General features: G+C 66.7%; 21 protein-coding genes. 8 read left to right on the forward strand and 13 right to left on the reverse strand.

From position 1 onward, the window contains the following. Positions 1-106: 106 nt before the first annotated feature. Positions 107-412 carry a hypothetical protein gene (locus FNL14_RS06825; protein ID WP_091422388.1) on the forward strand — a complete coding sequence of 102 codons (306 nt, stop codon included), beginning with the start codon at positions 107-109 and terminating at the stop codon, positions 410-412. Positions 413-417: 5 nt separating this feature from the next. On the opposite strand, the gene FNL14_RS06830 is transcribed toward FNL14_RS06825, so the two are convergent. After that, complete coding sequence (locus FNL14_RS06830; RefSeq protein WP_142058738.1) at positions 418-1041, reverse strand: DedA family protein; 624 nt, start codon at positions 1039-1041, stop codon at positions 418-420. A gap of 79 nt (positions 1042-1120) precedes the next feature. Continuing rightward, entirely contained in the window at positions 1121-2098 is a 978-nt protein-coding gene (locus tag FNL14_RS06835) for an RluA family pseudouridine synthase (protein ID WP_142058796.1), read from the reverse strand. A gap of 99 nt (positions 2099-2197) precedes the next feature. Between FNL14_RS06835 and FNL14_RS06840 the strand changes: the two genes are divergently transcribed. Together FNL14_RS06840 and FNL14_RS06845 are read left to right on the forward strand one after the other, a co-directional pair. Further along, complete coding sequence (locus FNL14_RS06840) at positions 2198-2857, forward strand: helix-turn-helix domain-containing protein (protein WP_142058740.1); 660 nt, start codon at positions 2198-2200, stop codon at positions 2855-2857. Beyond that, positions 2850-3542, forward strand: coding sequence for an SRPBCC domain-containing protein (locus FNL14_RS06845; RefSeq protein ID WP_142058742.1), 693 nt, complete (start codon positions 2850-2852; stop codon positions 3540-3542). Before FNL14_RS06840 ends, FNL14_RS06845 begins: the two co-directional genes overlap by 8 nt. Positions 3543-3692: 150 nt before the next feature. On the opposite strand, the gene FNL14_RS06850 is transcribed toward FNL14_RS06845, so the two are convergent. Further along, on the reverse strand, positions 3693-4268 hold the full coding sequence (locus FNL14_RS06850) for a TetR-like C-terminal domain-containing protein (protein WP_255470729.1): 576 nt from the start codon (positions 4266-4268) through the stop codon (positions 3693-3695). Positions 4269-4345: 77 nt separating this feature from the next. Between FNL14_RS06850 and FNL14_RS06855 the strand changes: the two genes are divergently transcribed. Next, positions 4346-4852: a DUF4188 domain-containing protein gene (locus FNL14_RS06855; protein WP_142058744.1), complete on the forward strand. Its 507-nt coding sequence runs from the start codon at positions 4346-4348 to the stop codon at positions 4850-4852. Here FNL14_RS06855 and FNL14_RS06860 read toward each other — a convergent pair. Continuing rightward, positions 4842-6389 (reverse strand): PLP-dependent aminotransferase family protein, encoded by a 1548-nt coding sequence (locus FNL14_RS06860; protein ID WP_370455806.1) that lies wholly within the window; start codon positions 6387-6389, stop codon positions 4842-4844. The two genes, FNL14_RS06855 and FNL14_RS06860, sit on opposite strands and share 11 nt — an antisense overlap. Positions 6390-6450: 61 nt before the next feature. Between FNL14_RS06860 and FNL14_RS06865 the strand changes: the two genes are divergently transcribed. Continuing rightward, positions 6451-7107 carry a YitT family protein gene (locus tag FNL14_RS06865; RefSeq protein ID WP_142058748.1) on the forward strand — a complete coding sequence of 219 codons (657 nt, stop codon included), beginning with the start codon at positions 6451-6453 and terminating at the stop codon, positions 7105-7107. Here FNL14_RS06865 and FNL14_RS06870 read toward each other — a convergent pair. The 3 genes from FNL14_RS06870 to FNL14_RS06880 form a co-directional block, all read right to left on the reverse strand. Continuing rightward, positions 7104-7934, reverse strand: a complete 831-nt coding sequence (locus FNL14_RS06870) for an Fpg/Nei family DNA glycosylase (RefSeq protein WP_142058750.1) — start codon at positions 7932-7934, stop codon at positions 7104-7106. The genes FNL14_RS06865 and FNL14_RS06870 overlap by 4 nt on opposite strands. Further along, the gene (locus FNL14_RS06875; protein WP_142058752.1) at positions 7927-13023 is read right to left on the reverse strand and encodes a DNA glycosylase AlkZ-like family protein; all 5097 of its coding nucleotides are present in this window, start codon (positions 13021-13023) and stop codon (positions 7927-7929) included. The genes FNL14_RS06870 and FNL14_RS06875 overlap by 8 nt, the downstream gene beginning before the upstream one ends. A gap of 86 nt (positions 13024-13109) precedes the next feature. After that, positions 13110-14660 carry an FAD-dependent oxidoreductase gene (locus FNL14_RS06880; RefSeq protein WP_142058754.1) on the reverse strand — a complete coding sequence of 517 codons (1551 nt, stop codon included), beginning with the start codon at positions 14658-14660 and terminating at the stop codon, positions 13110-13112. Positions 14661-14842: 182 nt separating this feature from the next. On the opposite strand from FNL14_RS06880, the gene FNL14_RS06885 reads away from it, so the two are divergent. Further along, positions 14843-15313: a DUF4383 domain-containing protein gene (locus tag FNL14_RS06885; RefSeq protein WP_370455807.1), complete on the forward strand. Its 471-nt coding sequence runs from the start codon at positions 14843-14845 to the stop codon at positions 15311-15313. A 128-nt stretch (positions 15314-15441) separates the two neighbouring features. On the opposite strand, the gene FNL14_RS06890 is transcribed toward FNL14_RS06885, so the two are convergent. From FNL14_RS06890 to FNL14_RS06910, 5 genes are all read right to left on the reverse strand, one after another. Then, a complete protein-coding gene (locus tag FNL14_RS06890; RefSeq protein WP_142058758.1) occupies positions 15442-16086 on the reverse strand; it encodes a DUF4232 domain-containing protein in 645 nt (214 codons plus the stop codon). 103 nt (positions 16087-16189) lie between these two features. After that, entirely contained in the window at positions 16190-16945 is a 756-nt protein-coding gene (locus tag FNL14_RS06895; protein WP_142058760.1) for a YcnI family protein, read from the reverse strand. A 96-nt stretch (positions 16946-17041) separates the two neighbouring features. Further along, on the reverse strand, positions 17042-17614 hold the full coding sequence (locus tag FNL14_RS06900) for a hypothetical protein (RefSeq protein ID WP_370455808.1): 573 nt from the start codon (positions 17612-17614) through the stop codon (positions 17042-17044). Between the two features lie 206 nt (positions 17615-17820). Next, positions 17821-18888 carry a nitronate monooxygenase family protein gene (locus FNL14_RS06905; protein ID WP_142058764.1) on the reverse strand — a complete coding sequence of 356 codons (1068 nt, stop codon included), beginning with the start codon at positions 18886-18888 and terminating at the stop codon, positions 17821-17823. A 70-nt stretch (positions 18889-18958) separates the two neighbouring features. Further along, positions 18959-19168 carry a hypothetical protein gene (locus FNL14_RS06910; RefSeq protein ID WP_142058766.1) on the reverse strand — a complete coding sequence of 70 codons (210 nt, stop codon included), beginning with the start codon at positions 19166-19168 and terminating at the stop codon, positions 18959-18961. A 238-nt stretch (positions 19169-19406) separates the two neighbouring features. On the opposite strand from FNL14_RS06910, the gene FNL14_RS06915 reads away from it, so the two are divergent. Then, complete coding sequence (locus tag FNL14_RS06915) at positions 19407-19751, forward strand: hypothetical protein (RefSeq protein WP_091422354.1); 345 nt, start codon at positions 19407-19409, stop codon at positions 19749-19751. A gap of 84 nt (positions 19752-19835) precedes the next feature. On the opposite strand, the gene FNL14_RS06920 is transcribed toward FNL14_RS06915, so the two are convergent. Next, positions 19836-20879, reverse strand: a complete 1044-nt coding sequence (locus FNL14_RS06920; protein ID WP_142058768.1) for a LacI family DNA-binding transcriptional regulator — start codon at positions 20877-20879, stop codon at positions 19836-19838. 211 nt (positions 20880-21090) lie between these two features. Here FNL14_RS06920 and FNL14_RS06925 point away from each other — a divergent pair, with 211 nt between their 5' ends. Further along, positions 21091-22449 carry an ABC transporter substrate-binding protein gene (locus FNL14_RS06925; protein WP_170850868.1) on the forward strand — a complete coding sequence of 453 codons (1359 nt, stop codon included), beginning with the start codon at positions 21091-21093 and terminating at the stop codon, positions 22447-22449. Positions 22450-22454: the final 5 nt, after the last annotated feature.

Raw genomic sequence — 22454 nt, forward strand, 5'->3', positions numbered from 1 at the left:
GCTCTCTCACTTGATGCGGCTTTTTCCTTATCGCTCTCTCACTCAGGAGAGAGGGATAAGAATTTCCCGACATTAAGTGAGAGAGGGTCTGGGTAGGGTTGAAGGCATGCCTTCGTTCCAGACCCGCCTGAAGATCACCGGGCTGCGCCCCGGCAACCCGCCCGAAGCCGTGATGGACGCAGCGGTGGAGGCGCTGGGAACGCGGCACCACGTGGAGTCCAACCAGCTGCAGATTGCCGGCGGCGTCCCGCAGCTGAACCTGCGCTTCCTCGTGGAGGCGACCGAATACAGCGGCGAGAACCGCCAGGCGGTCGAATCGGCAGCCATGATGCGCGACGCCGTCGAACGCGTTGCGCTGACAGGTTCCCTCACGGTCCTGCGGCGCAGCCGCGGCCGCTGGATGCCGCTTTAGAACCGCTACGGCAGGGGCGGCTCGGGTTCTTCGACGACGGGGGACCGGTTGCCGCGGCGCCGCGTAACAATAATTCCGACGACGACGCCGATCACCAGCCCCAGCCCCACCCCGATCAGGGAGCTGGCCCAGAACGGCAGGCCGGTGGCCGATCCGGTGAAGTAGCCCAGGCCCACCAGCCAGCATGCCCAGAACAGGGCGCCGAGTCCGGCGCACAGGCTGAAGCCGCGGACGGAAACGTTGGCGATCCCCGCGGCAGCCGAGGTGGCCAGTCGTCCGCCGGGAATGAACCTGGCTCCGATAATGGCGCCGTAGGTGGAAGATCGCCCGGCCTTGGCCAGGGCTTCGTGGATCCCGGAATGGACGCGGCGGCCCCATCTCCAGCGGTCAAGGACGTGGCTCAGCCGGCGCCGGAACAGCTGGAACACCACCATGTCGCCCAGCCAGGACGCCAGGGCGGACAGTGCGACCACCAGGAACACGTTGGCCCGGCCGTCCGCGGACAGCGCTCCGCCGGTGATCACCACCATTTCGGACGGGATGGGCGGGAAGATGGCATCGCCCAGCACGACGGGGATGATCCAGAAATAGATGGCCGCCCCCCAGCTGTCAGCGCTGCCAAAGTCCATGGCCACAAGGTACCGCAGATTGGTCCTGCCGGGACCACAGGTTAACCACAGCGGTGCGTCCACGGGGCCTTTCCGCAGGTCAGCCGCCTGTGGCCTCGCTGAGCTGCAGGCCGCTGCGGTATTCCACCGGCTTTCCGGACATCGGGTCCACAAACCGGATGCCCCGGGCCAGGAGCTGCAGGGGTTTGCTGTAGTCGTCCGGAGCTTTGTCCAGCAGGTCCGGGTAGAAGGCATCGTTGATGATGCCCAGCCCGAGCGAGGCCATGTGCACCCGCAGCTGGTGGGTCTTGCCGGTGTGCGGCTCCAGCCGGTACAGGGCACGGCGGGGGTTATCAACGGGCCCGGCAGCGGCGGTGCCGGTGCCGGGCGCTGCAGGGCCGACGTCGAACGTTGCCAGCTGCTCAATCCGCGTCTCCGCGTTGGGCTCGCCCTCGATCACTTCGGCGAGCAGGTAGCTGCGCGACTTGGTCATCCGGTTGCGTACCACCACGGGAAATTCGACGCCCGGGTACCCCTCCGCAGGCTCGGCTGCGGACACGCACTCGTATTCCTTCTGGACTTGGCGCTTCTCAAAAAGCACCTGGTACTTGCCCCGGGTGTCCGGGTTGGTGGAGAACAGCAGCACGCCTGCGGTCATGCGGTCCAGCCGGTGCATGGGAATCAGGTCCGGAAGAGCCAGTTGGTTGCGCAGCCGCACCAGGGCGGATTCCTGGATGTAGGTCCCGCCGGGGGTGGTGGGCAGGAAGTGCGGTTTGTCCACCACCAGGAGGTGTTCGTCCTGGTGCAGGATGGACAGCTCCACGGGGATGCGGGTCTCGGGCGGCAGGGTCCGGTAGTACCAGATGAAGGTGTGGTCCGTCAGGGGAGTACCCCGGTCCAGGGGAACGCCGCCCTCGCCAACAATCTCCCCGGCGTCGAACCTGTCTTCGATGCCCTGCGGATCGATGTGGCCCCAGCGGTGCATCATGTAGTCCATCGCGGTGTCCCAGGGCCCCTCGCCGGGCAGGCGCAGGCGGGTCGCGTTCACGCCTTCGCGTACGGGGAGGGGGGATTGCATCACCGGACAATTCTACGTGGCGCGGCCCGATCATCGATCTAGGAACCGATGATAAAAAAGTTCTTGACAAAAAAAGTTGTCGGTTGGCAGACTTGAAGCATGTTGGACATAGCAGTCATCGAGGACCCCGCGGCGGCGGAAGCTTCCCTGGATCCCGTCCGGACGCGGATCCTGCACGAACTGTCGCATCCGGGCTCGGCCACGCAGATCGCAGTGAAGGTGGGGCTTCCCCGGCAGAAGGTCAACTACCACCTCAAGGCGCTCGAGCGTCACGGCCTGGTGGAGCTGGTGGAGGAACGGCGCAAAGGCAATGTGACCGAGCGGGTGCTCCAGGCCAGCGCGGCCTCCTACCTGATTTCACCGCAGGCCCTGTCCTCGGTATCGCCGGATCCGCACCGGTTTTCGGACCGCTTCTCAGCCTTCTGGCTGCTGGCACTTGCCGGCCGTATGGTCCAGGAGGTGGGCAGGCTGATCGCCGGCGCTGCCGCTGCCCGGCAGAAGCTGGCAACGTTCGCCATCGACGGCGAGATTACCTTCCGGACCGCCGCTGACCGTGCCGCTTTCGCGGAGGAGCTGGGCGTGGCCGTCACGCGGCTGGTGGACAAGTATCACGACGGCGGTGCCGGGGCGTCCGGCGGCAGGCGGCACCGGTTGGTGGTGGCGCTGCACCCCGTCCTCAAGTCAACAACTCTCAAAACGACCAAGGAAACGCCGGAAAGCCCGGAAATCCCTACAGCAAAGGAGCAGGACAATGACTGACAAGCGCGAATTCGAGATCGTCTACGACACCGAACTGCCCGGCACGCCGGAGCGGGTATGGGAGGCCGTGACTGCAGGGACTCCGGCCTGGATGTTCCCTACGGACCAGTGGCCGGACGTCAAAACCGTCGAGGAGTACCCGAGCCATCTCGTGTCCAGGATGGATGGCCCGGACGGCTGGTTCAACCAGCTCGAGCACGTCCTGGAGCCGCTCGTGGGCGGCCGCGCCCGCCTGCACTACGTCCACAGCGGGATCTTTGCGGACAACTGGGACGGGCAGTACGACGGCGCCTCCCGGCACACCGAGTTCTACCTCCACACCTTGGGCCAGTACCTGCAGTATTTTGACGGCCGCCCCGTGGTCTTCACCGATATCCAGGCGCCCGCGGCGTCGCAGAACCCGGACGGTTTTGCGAAGCTGCGCCGGGCCCTGGGCGTCGAATCCTCCGCCGCGGGGTCGCAGGTGGAGCTGGAGCTCGACGGCGTGGGCCGGCTGAGCGGCGAAGTGGATTTCTCCAACGAGCACTTCCTGGGGATCCGCACCTCGGACGCGCTCTACCGGTTCTTCGGCCGCAACGCCTTTGGTGCGCCGGTGGGAATGACCGTCCACGATTTCAGCGGGGCCGGTGACACCGAAACCACTGCCAAGGCCTGGGGCAACTTCCTGGAAAAGGTGTACGCCTAAAGGGTTCTGAAGGGGCAGCGACGGGCCTGTACGGGCAGCGATCCGCGAACTACAAATCGGTAGGGTGAAATGCCTGACGCGGGGGGATATGTCCCCCGCGTCAGGCATTTTTAGTGCGGCAAGGGTGGGGGCGCGTCGAAAAGCGCGGTGTCAGGCGGCCCAACCACGGGCGATCGCGTCCAAGGCGGAGTTGTAGGCGGCAGCCCAGTCGGCGCCGGGTGGTCCAACCTGCGCCAGTTCCAGGCTCACGAGGCCGTGCACCTGGCCCCAGATGGCGAAGGCCACTTCTTCCACAGGTTCAGCCCGCAGGGCGCCCGACGCCTGGGCGGAAGCCACCGCTTCCATCAGCGGTTCCATGGCACCGGCGGAAACTTCCGGGCTGGGCTGGCAATCCACGTACGCGGCCAGTGCCCCGCCGAACATCAGCCGGTAGAGCGCCCGGTGCTCCACGGCCCAGGCACGGTACGCGAGGCCGAGGCCCTGCAGTCCCCCGGGGGCGGCTGCCACCTGGGAGTCCCGGAAGGACTGGAACCCGTGGTCCACCACGGCGGTGAGGAGCTGGAATTTCCCGCCGAACAGCGAGTAGACGGCGGTGGTGGACGTCCGTGCGGCTGCGGCCACATCGCGCAGCGTCACCTTGGCGGGCCCGTCACGGTCCACCAGTTCAGCGGTGACAGCGAGCAGTTCCTGCCGCAGGGAATCGTTATGAATCACAGGTCTTGCCATGGGTCCCATTGTTTCATAACCTTGTTTCGTAACGCCGTTACAAAACAAGGTTATGAAATAAGCCCAAGGAGCCTGCCATGGCGCAGAGTGTTTTTCCGGGTCGGTACACCGCCGATCCAGGCCGGGACTCAGTGACGGTCTTCCTGATCGGTATGCGGGCCAACCGGTGGTGGAAGCTGGGAATAATCGGCAAGGTGGCGGGCGCCATGCCCCGCATGCTCCAGCATCTGGCCGCGGATCCGGCGTCCGGGATGCTGGGGTACCAGCAATGGTTTGGCCGGACCACCATGCTGCTCAGCTACTGGGAAAGCCCGGAACACCTGCGGAAATTTGCCGCGGACCGGGAGTCCCCGCATCTGGAGCCGTGGCGCCAATTTATGAAGGAGACGGCCGGCAGCGGTGACGTGGGCGTCTGGCATGAGACCTACCAGGTGCCTGCTGCCGGGATCGAGGTCATCTACAACGGAATGCCCCTTTTTGGTCTGGCCAAGGCCACCGCCCATGTTCCTGTCGGGGCCGGGACCAATACCGCCAAGCAGCGGATGGGCCGGTTCGGCCGGCAGCCGGCACCCGTCAAGCAATAGCCACAGCGGGGGCGCTCTTGAGGCTGCGCCGGAGCTGGGGAGCGGCATCCAGCCGGTCCTGGGCTGACCGCAGGGCCAGGACCGCCGTTTCCAGCTTCCCGGGCGGCAGCGTGAACGGTACCCGGAGGTAGCGCTCGAAGGCGCCCCCGATCCCGAACCGCGGCCCGGCGGCCAGCCGGATGCCAAAGTCGGGGGCGATCACCGTCAGGGCGGTGCTGATGGGGGCGGGAAGCCTGCACCAGGCAGACAGTCCGCCCGAGGGGTAGAGCGTTTCCCACTCGGGCAGGTGTCCGGCAAGGAGCTCCAGCAGGGCTGCCCGGTTCTCCCGGAGGGCGGCGAGCCGTGCCGGCAATGGTTCGTCCATGGCCCGGACCAGGTGGGCCGCCGCCAGTTGTTCCATCACCGGCCCGCCGAGGTCCAGGGAAGTCCGCGCCGCCGCGAACCTCTGGATCATGTCCCGCGAGGCCCTGATCCATCCCGTGCGCAGGCCGCCCCAGTGCGACTTGCTGAGTGTTCCGATGGTGACCACCGCCGGACTGAAAGCCGCAACGGGCGTGGTGGCTGCGCCGTCGAGATTCAGCTCCCGCAGGGTCTCATCCACTACCAGGGTGGTCCCGGCGGCCGCGGCAGCTTTCACCAGCTGGCGGCGCTGGAGGTCCGGCATCAGCTGGCCGGTGGGGTTGTGGAAATCGGGCACCACATACGCCAGCCTGGGCCGCTGCTGCGCCAGCGCCGCCTGGAGCCCGTGCATGTCCCAGGCAACCGTGGCCCTTCCCTCGGGTTTGCCGGCGACGGGCGCTGCCAAGGCTACCGGAACGGCGCGGCACCCCGCTGCGCGGATGGCATCCAGCGCGTTCGGATAGCTCGGGTGTTCCACCAGCACCCGGTCATGCCGGCCTGCCAGCGCGCGAAGCACTATGTTCAGGGCGTGCTGCGCTCCGGAGGTCACCAGGACCTGGTCCGCGGCAGTAGGGACACCGGCGGCCGTGTAGCGTGCTGCCACGGCTTCCCGCAGGGGCAGCAGGCCCATGGCGTCATAGCCGAAGCCCGGGAGCAGGGCGGGCAGTTCGGTCAGCGCTGCTGCGAACGCCCGGTGGACCAGCTCGCCGCTGGCCGGCAAGGATGAATATGCCAGGTCGATCAGTCCCGGCGGTGCTGCCAGGCCGGGTGCGGCGAGTCCCGGCGCCAGTCCGGCGGCAGCAAGTCCGCCTGAATCGGGAGTATTCGGCAGGGGCCCCCTGGACATCGTGGTGCCGGCCGTCGCCGCGCGCGGAATCCTGGTCCGGCTCCTGCTGCCCTGCCCGCTGCTGAGGAATCCCTGGTCGCGGAGCAGGCCGTAGGCCGCCGTGACGGTGGTCCGGCTGACGGCCAGGGCTTCGGCGAGGGCGCGCTCGCTGGGCAGTGCCGTATCCAGCGCCACTCTTCCGTCCAGCACTAGAAGGCGTACGACGTCGGCCAGCTCGCGGTAGGCGGGCGCGGCGCCGAGGTTCCACGCACCCAAGAGGCGGGCAAGGGCGGAGGCGGTCAGGGAAGACATCAGGCCAGTATCTCAAACTGGCTATGTATTTCAAGGCCAGTTGCTTGGCAGTGTTAAGGGCATGTTGACCCGCAGACTCCTCCAGCTCTTTATCGGCCTCGCCATGTACGGCATTTCCCTTGCCATGTTCATCCGCGCCGGCCTTGGCCTCGACCCGTGGGACGTCTTCCACCAGGGCGTGGCGGGCAGGACGGGTCTTAGCATCGGGGCGGTGGTCATCATCGTGAGCTTCCTGGTGCTGCTGCTGTGGATTCCACTGCGCCAGTGGCCGGGGTTCGGCACGCTGTGCAACGCGGTTCTGGTGGGTGTCTTTGCAGACATCGGGCTCGCGGTGATTCCCGCCTTCTCCCACCTGGGCGGCCAGATCGGTATGCTCGCAGGCGCCGTCCTGCTCAATGCAATCGCCTCTGCCTGCTACATCGGCGCACGGTTCGGTCCGGGTGCCCGTGACGGCCTGATGACCGGGCTGGCCCGGCGGACGGGCTGGTCGGTGAGGGTGTCCCGCACCTTGATTGAAGTTGTGGTTCTCGCCGCCGGCTGGTTCCTCGGTGGCTCGGTGGGGGTGGGCACTGTTGTGTACGCCCTTGCCATCGGTCCGCTGGTCCAGTTCCTGCTGCCGGTGTTTATGGTTCCCGCGGCTTTGCCCGCGGACGCCGACACACAGGAGCGCAAGCCCGCTGCCGCCGGCGCTGCTTCGACTGCGCAGAGCGGGGCTTAGCCTGACAGCGGCTGGCAGCGCGGGCAGAAATAGATATCCCGTTCTTCCTCGCCGTTGGGTTTGCCGAGGGTGCCGCGCCGCACGGGGGTCCCGCATTTGAGGCAGGGCCGGTGCTCCCGGCCGTAGACCCAGTAGCCCGGCCGCCCCGCCATCCTGCCCACCGGCATCCCTTTGGGATTGAGGATGGTGACGCGCCGGCCGGGACCGAGGTTGACCTCGAGCAGTTGCTTCGCATCGGTCATCAGGGTCCGGACGTCCTCGACGGCGGATACAGGTGCCGCCGGATGCACCCCGGACAGGAAACACGTTTCGCAGCGGTAGATGTTGCCGATGCCGGCGAGGTTGCGCTGGTCCAGCAGCGCTACTCCGATGGGTACGTCCGGAGCTGCCCGGACCCGGCGCTCTGCTTCGTCGAGGTCCCAGTCCGGGCCCAGCAGGTCCGGGCCGAGAAAACCGACAATGGAGTCTTCGTCTGCGGTGGCCACCACTTCGACGATCCCCAGCGAGAATCCGACGGCGTCCGCCACCGGGGTGCGCAGTACGCACCTGGCGGTGTAGCCCGGTTTCCGCCACTTGCCGCCGGGCGGGTAGACCTGCCAGGCGCCTTCCATTTTCAGGTGTGAGTGGATGGTGAGCTTTTTGTCCTCCGGGCTTACCACCCGCATCAGTAGGTGCTTGCCGCGGGGGACTACCTCGGCCACGGTCCAGCCGGCGAGGTTCAGGGTGGCGAAGCGGGGTACCCGGAAGTCAGAACTGATGAGCTTTTGCCCTGCCAGGGCCTGATGCAGCTGGTTGGCGGCGCGCCAGACGGAATCCCCCTCAGGCACGGATCCTCAACCCCTTGGGTGTGGAGTAGGCCCCGGCCGCGCTGAGCGCGGCTGCAACCGGAGTATCCAGGATGTCGTGCCCGTTGACTTTCTCCATAATCAGCTTGTCCACGGCGCCGCGGGTCACCACCCCCACCAGTGCCGCGCCGGCCGCGGCCAGGATGTTTTCGTCGTCGCTGAAGGCGAGCAGCGTTTTGCCGCCCCGTTCCACGTACAGGACCAGCGCCCCGTCCACCAGCACCACCAGGGCGCCAGCCTTGCGTCCGGGACGGTGGCCGGTTCCGGCTTCGTCATGCTGGGCGGGCCAGGGGAGTGCCGCACCGTAAGGGTTGGCGGGATCGGTGGCGGCCAGGGCGAGGGCAACAGGTTCCGGCTTGGCGAGCTGGGTGTCCTCAGAATACGAACGCAGCCGGTCCACCGTTGCGGGAACAGCGAACTGCGCCGCGCCGAGGTGTTCGATGAAGTAGCCGCGGCGGCACCGGCCGGCCTCCTCCAGCCGGGCAAGGACCTTGTACATCAGGCCGAATCCGCCCAGGATCTGTTCTGCCATCACCGAACCGCGCGTGACCACGCCGTAGCGGTCCAGCAGGAGCTCTGCGGTGGCGCGGGCGTGGATGGTGGCGTCCAGTTCGGGCTGCGGAAGCGCTGACCAGCGGCCCGCCGCCATGGGAGGGGTGGCTGTTGCCGTTGAGGACGCGCCATAGCGGCCGCTGCCCAGGCCGGCAGAACCCATTAGCCCAGTGCCGTGCGAACGCCCGAGCCGGCTGAGGCGCGGGGCGCGGGCGCGGGGTGCGCGGGCCACCTGCCGGTGGGCGGTGTGGCCCCCGGCGATCAGTGCCCGCACCGGTGCGAAGGTGTCACCGGTGATGCGGCCCGCCCATGCCAGGTCCCACAGGGCGGTGACCACTTCCTGGTCGGTCAGGACGGAGTCCATGCCGCCGGCCACGTCTGTCAGCTGCCGGAAGAAGTAGCCGCCGCCGTTGTTGCGCAGGTGCTCCAGGAGCCGCAGCTGGGCGTCCCCGGGTTCGTAGTCGATGGCCGGGTTCAGGGTCAGTTCCGCCGAGTCGGCCAGGTGCAGGCTGATCCAGCCGTCGTTGCCCGGCAAGGCGCCGGCCCCGGACCAGAGAACCTCGCCGGCGGCCATGAGCTCGTCGAGCATGGCGGGCTGGTAGTTGGATACCCGGCTGGCCAGGACCAACGGCTCCCAGGCGGAGGCCGGAACCGGAACCCCGGAGAGCTGGTCGATGGCGGTGACGATGCCGTCCAGTCCCCGCAACGACGGCTGACCGCGGCCGCCGCCCGGGGTCCGGACGTGCTGCCAGGCCGGCAGAAACCGGCCGTAGGCGGACGCGTCCACCGGTTCCACCTCGGCGCGCAATGCTGCCAGGGACCGCCGCCGCAGTTTGCGGAGCACCTCAGCATCACACCACTCGCTGACGGGGGTGCGATTTTGTGCCTCAGGGTGTTGCACCTCGGGGTGTTGAGTCTCGGGGTGCTGCCCATCAGTGGCTGGTGCATCCAGGGCCGGTACGTCGGGTGCCGCAGATCCACCGCCGTGGGGCCGGAATTCGCCTTCCACCACCCGGCCGTCGGCGGCAAGGCGTTTCAGGGCAGTGCTGACCACGGCCACACCCAGGCCCAAGCGGGCTGCCGCTTCGTCCGCCGTAAAAGGTCCGTGCGTCCGGGCGTACCGGGAGACGAGGTCGCCCAAAGGATCCGCCACGGGTTCAATGAACGCGAGCGGAACCCCCATGGGCAGGGGCACGCCGATGGCATCCCGGAGGCGGGCGGCATCCTCCACCGCGGCGAACCGTTCCACGCCGCCGATGTTCACCTTGATGGCGCGGTTGGCGCGCTGCAGGGCGACCAGGTGGGTGGTGGCTGTTTCCGTGCTGGCGTGGGCTGTGTCGGTTTGGGCAGGCTCGGTTTCGATAGGCTCAACCACCGGGGAGTCGGCAGGCTCGGTTTCGACAGGCTCAACCACCGCGGATTCGGCAGGCTCGGTTTCGACAGGCTCAACCACCGCGGATTCGACAGGCTCAACCACCGCGGCCGGTTCCAGCCGGGCGGCAGCTTCCTCCGGCGCCAGCGGTCCAAGGAGCCGCAGCAGGTCCGCCACGCCCTCAAGCCCGCGGGCCCGGCGGTCCTGCGCCAGGCGCTGCAACTCCCGCTCGGTGGCGTCGATAACCTTCGCGTCCAACAACTCCCGCAGTTCGACGCGGCCCAGCAGTTCGTTCAGGAGTGTGGAGTCCAGGGCCAGTGCTGCAGCCCGCCGCTCCGCGAGCGGCGAATCGCCCTCGTACAGGAACTGGGCAACGTATCCGAACAGGAGTGACTTTGCGAACGGTGATGGCTGGGTGGTGGTGGTCTGCACGATCCGCAGCTCGCGCCGCTCCACGGACGCCGCGATGTCTTTGAGCGCGGGAAGATCGTAGACATCCTGCAGGCATTCCCGCACCGTTTCCAGGACGATGGGGAAGGTAGGGTACTTCCGGGCCACATCCAGCAGCTGGGCGGACCGCTGCCGCTGCTGCCACAGCGGTTGCCGCTTGCCGGGAGTCTGCCGCGGCAGTAACAGGGCCCGCGCAGCACATTCACGGAAGCGCGAAGCGAAAAGTGCGCTGCCGCCAACTTCCGTGGTGACGATCTGTTCCAGTTCCTCGGGATCGAACAGGAACAGCTCGGCGCCGGGCGGCTCGTCCTCCATCATGGGCACGCGCAGCACGATCCCGTCGTCGGCTGCCATGGCCGACCCGTCCAGGCCATATCTCTGGTGCAGCCGCTGGCCCACCGCCAGCGCCCACGGCGCATGGACGGGCATGCCGAAGGGACTGTGCAGGATCACCCGCCAGTCGCCCAGTTCGTCGTGGAACCGCTCCACCACCAGGGTGGTGTCGTTGGGGACCACGTCCGTGGCCTGTTTCTGTTCGCCCAGGTACTGGATGAGGTTGTTGGCGGCGAAGTCGTCAAGGCCGCTGGCCTTGCAGCGTTCCGTGGCGGGCCCGACGTCCGACGCTGACAGCTCGCGGACGAAGGCGCCCAGGGCGCGGCCGAGGTCCACGGGGCGGCCGAGGGAATCACCCTTCCAGAAGGGCAGCTTTCCGGGCTGGCCGAACGCGGGGGAGACCAGGACGCGGTCGTGCGTGATGTCCTCGATTTTCCAGCTGGTGGCACCGAGCGCGAAGATGTCGCCAACGCGGGATTCGTACACCATCTCCTCATCCAGTTCCCCTACCCGCCGGCCTCCCTTGGGCGCAGGAGCGGGCTTGCCGTCCGTTGAGGGGGAGGCTGTTCCCTCCACCTCGGTGCCGATGATGTAGACGCCGAAGAGGCCGCGGTCCGGGATGGTGCCGCCGGACGTGACCGCCAGGCGCTGGGCCCCTGGCCTGCCTTCGATGGTGCCGGCGTTACGGTCCCAGATGATCCTCGGGCGCAGCTCGGCAAACTCATCGGACGGGTAGCGGCCGGCCAGCAGGTCCAGTGTTGCTTCGAACGCGGACCTCGGAAGGGACGCAAAGGGGGCTGACCGGCGGACGGTGGCAAACCATTCTTCAACGTCGATGCTGCCCAGCGCCGTGGCGGCCACGGTTTGTTGGGCAAGGATGTCCAGGGGGTTGGCGGGGATGCTGAGGCGCTCGATCTTTCCGCTCAGCATCCGTTCCACTGTGATTGCCGTATGCACGAGGTCTGCCCGGTGCTTCGGGAAGAGGACGCCTTGGGAAACCTCGCCCACCTGGTGGCCGGCCCGGCCCACCCGCTGCAGGCCGCTGGCCACGGACGGCGGGGATTCCACCTGCACCACCAGGTCCACGGCACCCATGTCGATGCCCAGTTCCAGGGATGACGTGGCCACCACGCAGCGCAGCCGGCCGGACTTGAGGTCGTCCTCGATCAAGGCACGCTGGTCTTTTGAAACGGAGCCGTGGTGGGCGCGCGCCAGCACCGGGTCCGCTCCGGCCGAGCTTCCTGCCTGCGCCATCATGTGCGCCGGAGTGGCCGTGGACGCTGGAACGCCGGCCTGCTGCGGCTCGGGATCGTCCCAGCCGCCCCCGGCCGATACCAGCTGCCGTTCCGCGTAGATCTCGTTGAGCCGTGCCGTGAGCCGTTCGGACAGGCGGCGGGAGTTGGCAAAAACGATGGTGGACTGGTTGGCCAGCACCAGGTCGACAATTTTTTCCTCCACATGCGGCCAGATGGACGCCTGCGGCTGCAGTCCGGACGCGGGGCCGGAATCGAAGGCGCCGGCGGCACCCTGGAGGTCTGACATGTCCTCGACAGGGACGGAAACGGTGAGGTCCCAGTTCTTCTTCGCCGGCGGGGCAACGATTTCCACCGGTGCGGTCCCGGCCAGGAACTGGGCCACCAGTTCCCGCGGCTCAACAGTGGCGGAGAGCCCAATCCGCTGTGCCGGTTTGGGCAACAGGGCATCCAGCCGTTCCAGTGAGACGGCCAGGTGCGCGCCGCGCTTGGTTCCGGCCACGGCGTGGACCTCATCGATGATGATGGTGTCCACTTCGGTGAGGGTTTCGCGGGCCCGCGACGTGAGCATCAGGAACAGCGATTCCGGCGTGGTGATCAGGATGTCCGGCGGGTTACTCAGCAACGCGCGCCGGTCCGCCGTGGTGGTGTCGCCGGAACGGACGCCCACGGTGATCAGCGGGGCGGGCAGTCCGAGCCGCTTGGCGGTCTGGGTGATGCCGATGAGCGGCGAACGAAGGTTCCGCTCAACGTCCACGCCGAGTGCCTTCAAGGGTGAGATGTACAGGACACGGGTCTTGCGTTTTGGCGCCCGGGGACGCCGTCCCTTTGCCGGTGCCTCGGGTGCCGGTACGGGGCTTTCCGGCACAGCGGAACCAGACACCAGGAGCCGGTCCAGAGCCCAGAGGAACGCGGCCAGGGTTTTCCCGGAGCCAGTGGGGGCGACTACCAGCGCATGCGAGCCGGAGGAAATGGCCTGCCACGCACCGTCCTGGGCAGGGGTTGGCTCCGAAAAGGCGCCAAGGAACCACTCCCGGGTGGGCCTGCTGAACTGCCCCATGGGCGTACCGGAGGCGGAGGCGTCCGGCGTCGAGCCCTGTTCCTGCTGCATGCTCCCATCATGCCCTAACCCACTGACAGCCCACCCGGCCTCTGCCGGGGCGGGATCATGCGGCTGTCCCGGAGGTGCGCGGCTGCTCAAGCCTTTCCGGCAGCGGGAAGATTCCGGGTTGCCGGGCCTTCCAGGAGCTCTCCCTCATTGCTGAAGCGGGAGCCGTGGAGCGGGCAGTCCCACGTCCGCTCGCTGTCGTTCCAGTGCACAATGCCGCCCAGGTGGGTGCAGACAGCGGACAACTTGCAGGTGGTTCCGTCCACGGTGGAGACGGCAACCGGGCGGGTGCCCTCACGGTACACCTGCCCTTGGCCCTCGTCCGGGACCACAGGGGCGGGAGCCGGGGGCAGCTGGTCCTTGTCCTTTTTGAGGACCTTCCCACCTTCCGTTTTCAGCCCTCCGGCGGCAAGCTGCCCCCAGCCGGAGGCCAGTTTGGCTGCCACCCCGGCGTTGAGGGAAACCGCCGAGAGTGCTCCGGACGGTGACGTGATCCTGTGGTGGATGGTGTTGGCCCACGGCACATGGCCGCCGAGGATGTCGGCAGCAATCCCCAAAGACGCCGCCACGGCGTTGGTCATGCCCCACTTGTTGTAGCCGGTGCCGAAGTACACGTGGCCTTTGCCCCGCGGCAGTTTGCCAAAGAAAAGCATCAGGTTCACGGCCATGTAGTCCTGCGCCGACCACGTGTGCGTCACCTGCGAGCCGGGATACTGCTGCGCGGCCCAGTCCAGGAGGCTCCCGAGGTGGTGTTTTTCCGATTTCGCCCGCCCTACGTGGTGCCCGTGCCCGCCCACCAGCAGCAGCCTGCGGCCGTCCCTCTCGTAGTCCCGCAACGAGTGGGTTGGCTGTTCCACCGAGATGTACATTCCCGGGGGCGGCGCCTGGTCCTCCTGCAGCTGGAGTGCTGCCGCGTAGGAGCGGCTGGGCTTGAGCTTGGCGAAGTACAGCCCGCGGTCCAGCACGGGAATCCCGGTGGCCAGCACCACTTCGTTGGCCGTGACGGTCCCATGGTCAGTGTGGACGGTGGCCGGGCGGCCGCCGGTGAGGTCCTGCAGCCGGACGCCGCCCACCACTGACCCGCCGCGGCCGCGGATGTCCGCCACCAGCGCGTCCAGCACGTCGACGGGGTGGATCTGCGCCTGGTCCGCGAGGCGGATGGCGCCGTGCACCGGGAACGGCAGGCCGGCGTCGCGCACGTATTCCATGTCCAGGCCCGCTGTCGTGGCGGCGCTGACTTCCTCGCGGAGTTTTTCCGTCCCCTGCGCGGACGCCGCGTAGGTGTAGGCATCCCGGATCTGGTAGGGCACGTTCTGCTCATCGAGGTACCGCAGGAGCCAGGCCTGGCCCTCCCGGTTGCCGTCCACGTACGCCTGCACCTGCTTTTGCGAGTACTGGCGGGACAGTTGGGACAGGAAAGTGCCCTGCAGCAGGGTGACCTTGGCCGTGGTGTTCCCGGTAGTCACGGCACCGGGAAACCGTGCTTCCAACACCAGGACGTTCTGCCCGGAACGAGCCAGCAGGAGGGCGGTCACTAGGCCGGTGAGTCCGGCCCCTGCCACCACGGTGTCGTAACTGCTTCCGGGCTCGAACGAATCGGAAGCGAATGCTTCCCGGCCGTCCAACCAAATCGACGTCATCCCTGTTCAGCCTGCCTTTGGTCCGGGCCCTGGCGGGCCTTTTGTGATGGGTCTGTTACCGGCCCTGATCTATGCGTGGCGTAGGTGATAAGTATACTTATGATGTCGGTGTTTAAGTCTATGGTCAGGCCCAACCCGGCAGCCATGATGTAAACGGAAACGACAAAACAGCAGGAGTGATCATGACAAGTATGAGTTCGAACGGTCGCACCGTGGGCCGTACTAATATCCAGAAAGCGACCCTTGCGGTGGGCGCAGTGTTCCTCCTGGTGGGCATCCTGGGGTTCATCCCGGGCATCACCAGCAACTACGAATCCCTGGGTTTCGCCGGCCATGACTCTGAGGCCCTGCTGCTGGGCATTTTCCAGGTGTCGATTCTTCACAACATCGTCCACCTGCTGTTTGGCGTCGCCGGGATCGCCTTGGCCCGGAATGCTGCACAGTCGAGGAACTACCTGGTCGTTGGTGGCGCCATCTACCTGGTTCTCTGGCTTTACGGCCTGCTGATCGGACATGACACGCCGGCGAACTTCGTCCCGCTGAACACCGCCGACAACTGGCTGCACTTTGTCCTGGGCGTCGGCATGATCGGGCTGGGCGTGGCGCTGTCCCGCGGCACCGCGCGTGCCGGCCGAACCACCACGGCCCACTAGGAAGACCTCCACTAGGAAGACCTCCACTAGGAAGACTCGCGAACCAAACCAGACTGAAGGCGGTCCGGCACATGCCGGACCGCCTTCAGTTCTGTGTGCTGAGGGCTCTTGCCTTTTGCTTCGGGGACCTAAGCCGGCTGGAACGCTCCGATGGTGAGCAGCGTAATCTCCGCGTTGCTGCAGGCCCTGGTGGGCTGGGGCAGGAAGAGCGACGCCGTATCTTCCGGCGGATAGATCCGGTAGCCGGCGGCGTCCACCATAGCGCAGTCGGGATAGTTGCCGGCCTGGGTGTAGCGCAGGACGGCCGAGCCTGTCTGCCCGGGTGCCAGCAGGACGTCGGTGGGTGCGGTGGCTTCGTCGCGGATGGCCGGCGCACCGATGGGGGCGCCGGCTGCGTCGGCGGTCAGGGATACGCCGGCAAAACCCCGGAGCAGGCAGGGCTCGGAACCGGTGTTGGTGAGGTTGAGCTTCATGTAGACGCTGCCCGCAGCCCCGCCGCCGGACGCGTCCGTGGCTGCGGAGAGCCCGGCGGCCTTGCAGAGCGCCGGTCCTGCGGGGGGAGCGGTAGCCGGAGCAGTTGTGGACGGCGGGTCCGACGGCGTCCCGGACGGGGTGGGCGACGCGGATGTGGCGCCGGGGCTGGCAGAGCTGGTGCCCGGAGTGGGGGTCGTTGATGATTGCGGCTGGCTGGGGCCGCACCCGCTGAGCAGCAGTGCGGCGGCCGTTGCCGCCGTCGTGATGGCAAGCCCGTGTGAAATTCGCTGAGACCTCATGGCACCACCTTCGCGGCAGTGGTGGGCCGCGTCAACGATGCGGCGAGGTGGCGCGGCAATTTGATGCCCGGATCGTGATGATCCGGGCACCAACGCCCTTGCCCTACTTGGCCGCCGGGTCCGCGGAGGTCTTGCTCCTGGCGCCGCTGCGGAAGAATGCAACGCCGCCGAGAACCAGGCCGCCGATGCCCGCGGCCAGGCCCGCCCAGCTCCGGGCATCGGCCCCGCTGTCCGTCACCAGGGCTTCCGCGGTGGAGGCGGCGCTGGAGTGCGAATCCGAGGCAGTGGCGGCTTCGCTGTGTCCTGCGCCCGCTGCCGGGGTGACCGTAATCGAGGGCGCCGGCGCCTTCAGGGCGTGCGGGTCCTGGCCGTCTTTCGCGATCTCCGACCAGTCCGTCTGCCCGGTTTCGCAGCTTTGGAGGGTGGGGAAGTACAGCGTGCTGCCGGCAGCATCAGGGAGCTTCACGGAGAGCACCAGGGCATCCCGGAGCTCGTGGGCCAGGGGCGCCTTGGCGGTGTAGACAATCTGGCTGGTCCGCTTGGTAATGGAGGTGCCGTCGGCCAGCTTCTTCGGCTCGGCGAGTTGTTCGGTGACCTTTTCCACGGTCCAGTTGGGATTGACCGTGGGCTGGGCATCGTTGAGTTCCTGCGGCAGCGTGATGGCCACTTTGGTGGTGCTTGAGGTGTCGCAGCCGTGCGGGATTCCGAAGGTGAGCAGGGCGTACGAGTTGGCGTCGGTCTTGTCCGGCGTCACGCCGACGTGTGCCGAGGCCCCGCCTGCTACGGCGACCAGCAGGGCTGCAGCGCCTCCGGTGGCGGCGGCTGTTTGCAGGGTGCGGCGAAGTGCTGAGGTGTTCATGGTGTTGCCTTTCCGGCGCGCCGTCCCGTCAGGAACAGGAATAGGAGCAAGGCGCGCAAAAGTATGGGTGCCGCCGCCGGGAGTGCGGGGGCGGTTCTAGCGGGAAAGTACGACGGCGGGCGGCGGGCCGCGCCGGCTGTCTTGACGCAGGTTCCGCCAGGGTGGCCGTGGCGCAGCAGCGGTGGGAAAGGAAGCGAAAGCCGGTGGAACGGCGTCGGGCGCCACCGCGTGGGGGAGGGCCGCCAAAGGCCGCAGCCAGGCCGCGAGTGCCCACAGGGCCTCCTCGCCCTTTGCCAGCAGGAGTGCGCAAACGAGCGTTGCCACGGCGTGTGCGGCAAGCATCAGGGGCCCGGACGCAGGTTCCGCGGCATGGGCGTGGCCCAACGCCACAGGCAGTACATCGGCGCCCGCGAGGTGTCCGGCGTGAAGGGTGGGTGCTCCCGCCGCCGCGGCGCCCGGAGTACCAAAGGCAGTAAACACTTCGTGCAGCGCCAGCTGTCCGCCGCCCAACAGTCCGGCCATGGCTGGAAACCCCAACCTCAGGCGGGTGGCAGTGGTGCTGCCGAGCGTGGTCAGTGCCAGCACCGCCAGCAGGATGGCCGGGGCCGGCAGTTCCCCGCCGCCGGCAAGGTGGGCGCCGGAGGCAAGCGCCAGGATGACAGTGGCCATCGCGGATGTCCGGAGGAAGTGAAAGGGCGCGCGCGGGCGGTGTGTTCGCACGGATCATCCCTTCCCGGTGCCGGAACCAGGCGCGGGCAGGCGGCGCCGGTCAGATATCGTTCAGATTCTATCGGTGATTCGGTGTCCGGCTGATGGTGGATGGGGCACGCGGTCCGGGAACAGTATCTGGCTGCAACCGAAGGCAGCCGGCCCGCTCAGGCTCCGGCCAGCAGTTCGGCGAGGACCTCTGCTGCGGTGTGGTGCCGGAGCAGCGGCGCCGACTGGCCGGCCCACAGGGACATCAGGTCAGTGTTTCCCTGGGCGGCGGCCTGCGGACGGAACCGCCCCGTCAGCCAGTTCTGCACCGGGAAAGGGGCCACTTCGCCGGTTTCTTCAAGCTCAGCAATGATCCGGTTGGGAATGCCGCGGGCGAGCCGGCCGCTGAGGGCGCGGGTCAACACAGTGTGCGAAGCGGCGGGGCTGTGCAGGACCTCCCGGTAGGCGGGCACGGCGGCGGATTCACGGGTGGCCAGGAAAGCCGTTCCTACCTGCACCGCATCAGCGCCCAGTGCCATGGCGGCAGCGAAACCGCGGCGGTCCGCGATGCCGCCCGCCGCGATGACCGGAACGGACACGGCGTCGGCCACCTGCGGGACCAGCGCAAACGTACCCACCAGCGATTCTTCGGCGGGCTTCAGGAAGGACACCCGGTGGCCGCCGGCCTCCATCCCGGTGGCCACCACCGCATCAACACCTCCTGCCTCCAGCGCCACCGCCTCGGCGACGGTGGTAGCGGTGCCCACCACCTTGATGCCGCGGCGGTGCGCCTCCTCCACGACGTCGGGGCCAGGAACACCAAAGACAAAACTGACGACGGCGGGACGCGCTTCGAGTGCGGCCTCCACCTGCTCGCCGTGATCCGGCATGTACCGGTCCGGCATCTCAGGGTAGGGAAGGCCGAGCTCGTCAAAATAGGGCTTCAGCGTGGCGGTGTATCGTTCGAAATCTTGGGTCGGGAGGGCAGCGATTTCGCTTCCGGTGGGCACCCAAAGATTCAAGGCGAACGGCTTGGCTGTCGCCTCGCGAAGTTGGGCTGCAGTCTTATGGATGGCAGCGGCGTCGTACCCGTAGAGCCCGAACGAACCCAGCCCGCCGCCGTCGCTCACTGCGGCGGTGAGCGCCACCGAGGAGACACCGCCGAAGGGGCCAAGCACCACCGGAACGTCGATGCCCAGGAGGCTGGTGAAGCGGTTGGAACTCTCGGCTGGGTGATGCGCGGTCATGGCAGCTCCTGGTGGTTCTACTGAGGCGTTGGACCCAGTCTTGCAGCTTGCGGCATTGCGCCCAAGCCCGTCAGGAGGCGGCGACTGCGAGCTCGTAGCCGTCGGAGATGTGGAAAAGGCGGCGGCCTCCCACCGGGGTTCTGACCCACACCACGTCTCCGTCGGCAGTGCGGTCATCCACCAGGCCTGCGTAGGCTGCCCGGCCGTTCCTGCTCAGTTCCACGGGGTCGCCCACTTGTACGTCTTCCCAGAGGCCGGGACCTTTGACGCGATTCGTCATCGAAGCCACTCTGCTTTCTTTGGTTGAGGATTTGGGGAACGGATGATGCCGGCCCTCCTCCATCAAAGCGGGCCGGTGAGGCCGTGTTCAATGGAGGACTGGCCACGCGGGGCGGCGCAGATTTGTGCACCGCACCAACACGTTGCCGGCGGGATGTGCCGGGGCAGGGAGGTGTACCGGGCGATCGGGGCGAGACTAGACTGCAGGCGTAGATGCCCGCCCGACCTGAGGAGTAATTATGGAATACACCGGAAGCCAGTCGGAAAAGGTTGTTCCCGCTGGTGAACTTGGCCGCAGCCATATCGGCCAGACCATCAGCTTCCAGCCCAACGAGTTCACGGTGGTTTTTGGCAAGCTTGCCGGAATCGCCCGCACCGAGGCCATGGTTTACCTGTCCCTGACCGGGGTGGGAAACGGCACGCACCTGAAGGACGAATACGACCTGCCGCTCAACCATGACGTGTATGTGCCGGTGGACGTTATCTCCAACGCCGAGTCCACCATCAAGGACCTGTTCGGCAAGGTCCAGGAGAACCTGCGCGGGGCAACCCACAAGGGCGACGACAAGACGGACCGGCTCTAGCAGCAGTCAATCCCGGGGAGCCCCGGCGGCAGCGCCGCCGGGGCTTTCTGCTTAGTGCCTATGATCTTGATTGTCCCGTCAGGCCTACGCCGGCGCAGGACCCGTGGAGGCGCGGATGGTCAGGTGCGTAGGCATAACCGCCAGCTGGCGGCTGGAGCGGCCGGGAACAGGATTCAGCTGGGAAAGAAGCATGGAGACAGCCACCCGCCCTGCCTGTTCGATGGGGCTGGCGATGGTGGTTAGCGGCGGGTTGCAGAAATCAGCGCCGAAAATGTCATCCGACCCAACGATGCTCATGTCCTCAGGCACGCGGATTCCGCGCTCGCGAAGCCTTTGGAGCATTCCAATCGCCAGGAGGTCGTTGAATACGATGCATGCGGTGGCGCCGGTTCGTGCCGCCGCATCCGCCGCCGCCGCGCCCGATGTTGTCTTGGGAGTAAATGGGCCGATGTGATGGACTTCCAGGCCGCGTTTGGATGACTCCTCCTCGAAGACATTCCAGCGTGCCCGGTTGGACCAGGAGGTGGGCGGACCGCTGACGTAGCAAACGCGGTGATGACCCAACGAAGCCAGGTGCTCCAGGGCCTGTACAACGGCGGACGGGGTGTCAATAACAACTGTGGGGGTGCTGGCTGATGCCCGGTTGATGGTTACCACGGGCTGGATCCCGGAAACCTCGGCCAGTTGCGTGTCCGTCAAACGGGAGGCCGCGAGGATGAAGCCGTCTGCGGACCGTCGCATCTTGTGCAGTGCCTCAAGTTCCATCTCGCTGGACTCTTCTGTGTCCACAAGGAGCTGTGTGTATCCCGCGGCCTTGAGTTGGTGCTGGGTGCCGCGAATGATGTCGAAGTAGAACGGGTTGGTAATGTCCGGCACGAGGACGGCGACGGCGTTGGTGCGGCCCGAGCTGAGGCCCTGCGCCTGTGAGCTGGGCACGTAGTTCAGCTGTGCTGCTGCTGCTTCAATCCGTTCCCGGGTATGGCGGTTCACCCGTTCCGGCTTGGAGAGCGCGCGGGAAACCGTTGATGTGGCTACTCCTGCCAGCAGGGCGACATCGCGGATGGTTGGCATGCGTTCCGGAACCGCGCTCCCTTCTCTCGGCTCGCCCCCTGCTCCGGGTGTAACCATGGCCATTCCTTTCGTGCCGGGCAGCCCGGCCGATGAAACAAGAGATCGACGTCCATAGGGAGGACGTGACTTCATCAAAACATCTTTTGGCAACTTTTGGCAACCGCTTGCCGCAACTGTTGCCCTCTTCCTAGACTGAATTTCGAATCGCCTGCAGGGATGTCCGCCACTAGACGTTGTGGCCATGCGGGTTTCCAAAGAGGAGAAAACAATGAGGTTTAGATCATCTTCCGGGCTCGCGGCAATCGTTACGGCTGCGGCATTGGCTTTGACCGGTTGCGGCGGCGGCTCAGGGTCCACTGACAGCTCCACCAGCGCCGACGGAAAAGTGGACGGAACGGGCAAAACCCTGAACGTCCTGGTGAACGTTCTGAGCCAGTATCCGGAACAGCAGAAGCAGTGGCAGGCCGACATCGCGGCAAAATTCAAGGCTGAAACCGGAGCCGACGTAAAGTTTGAAACTTTCGCCTCCGCCAACGATGAGCTCACCCGTATCCAGACCTCGGTTGTCTCGGGGCAGGGCCCGGACGTCTACAGCCTCGGTACCACCTTCACTCCTACCGCCTATGCCACGAAAGCTTTCGTCACCCTTTCGGACGATGACTGGAAGAAGGTGGGTGGCAAGGACCGCTTCAATCCCGCCACGCTGGGTATCTCCGGCCCCGATGCGGACCACCAGGCCGGCATTCCCTTCGTCAGCCGCCCGTTCGTGATGGCCTACAACAAGGACCTTCTGGCAGCCGCCGGAATCGACAAGCCCGCCACCAGCTGGGATGAGCTCGCGGAGCAGGCAAAGAAGATGACCAAAGACGGCACCTTCGGCATCGCCACCGGCTACAAGGACAACTTCGACCCCTGGAAGTTCATCTGGGCGATGTCCGTCCAGGCCGGCAACCCCTTAGTGGACGGCAACAAGTTCAAGTTGGACGATCCCACAGTCAAGAAGGCCTACCAGACGTACTTTGGCTGGCTCACAGAAGACAAAGTGGTTGACCCCGCATCAGTAGGCTGGAGCAACAGCAATGCCGTGGCAGCCTTTGCCAGCGGCAAGGCGGGCTACCTCATGATGACCACTTCCAGCTCGATACCAACGCTGGATAAATCGGAGATCGCCGGAAAATACGAGTACGCCCTGATGCCGACCATCGCGCCGGGCGAGACGAAGTCCAAGTCCGACGGTGATGCCGCAAGCATCCTCTCGGGGGACAACATCGTGGTGGCCGATTACTCAAAGCAGAAGGACCTCGCCTTCGCCTACATTAAGCTGATCACCTCCAAAGATGAACAGCTGAACTACCAGAAAATTTTCGGCGACCTGCCCGCGAACGCTGAGGCCCTGGCCAGCCTGACCGACCCCAAGCTCAAGCCGCTCGCTGACGCTGCCGCCAAGTCCAAGGCAACCCCCTTCACCGGCGCTTGGGGCGACATGCAGCTCGGCCTCCTCAACGTCACCGTGCAGTCCGTTCCGGACCTTGCCGCAGGCAAGGTGGACGAGGCGGCCCTCGAATCGAGGATCAAGGACTCCCAGAGCAAGGGCCAGGCTTCCCTGGACCGGGCCTCCAAGGGATAACTTCT

Source organism: Pseudarthrobacter sp. B4EP4b (assembly GCF_006680095.1).
Classification (GTDB): Bacteria; Actinomycetota; Actinomycetes; order Actinomycetales; family Micrococcaceae; genus Arthrobacter.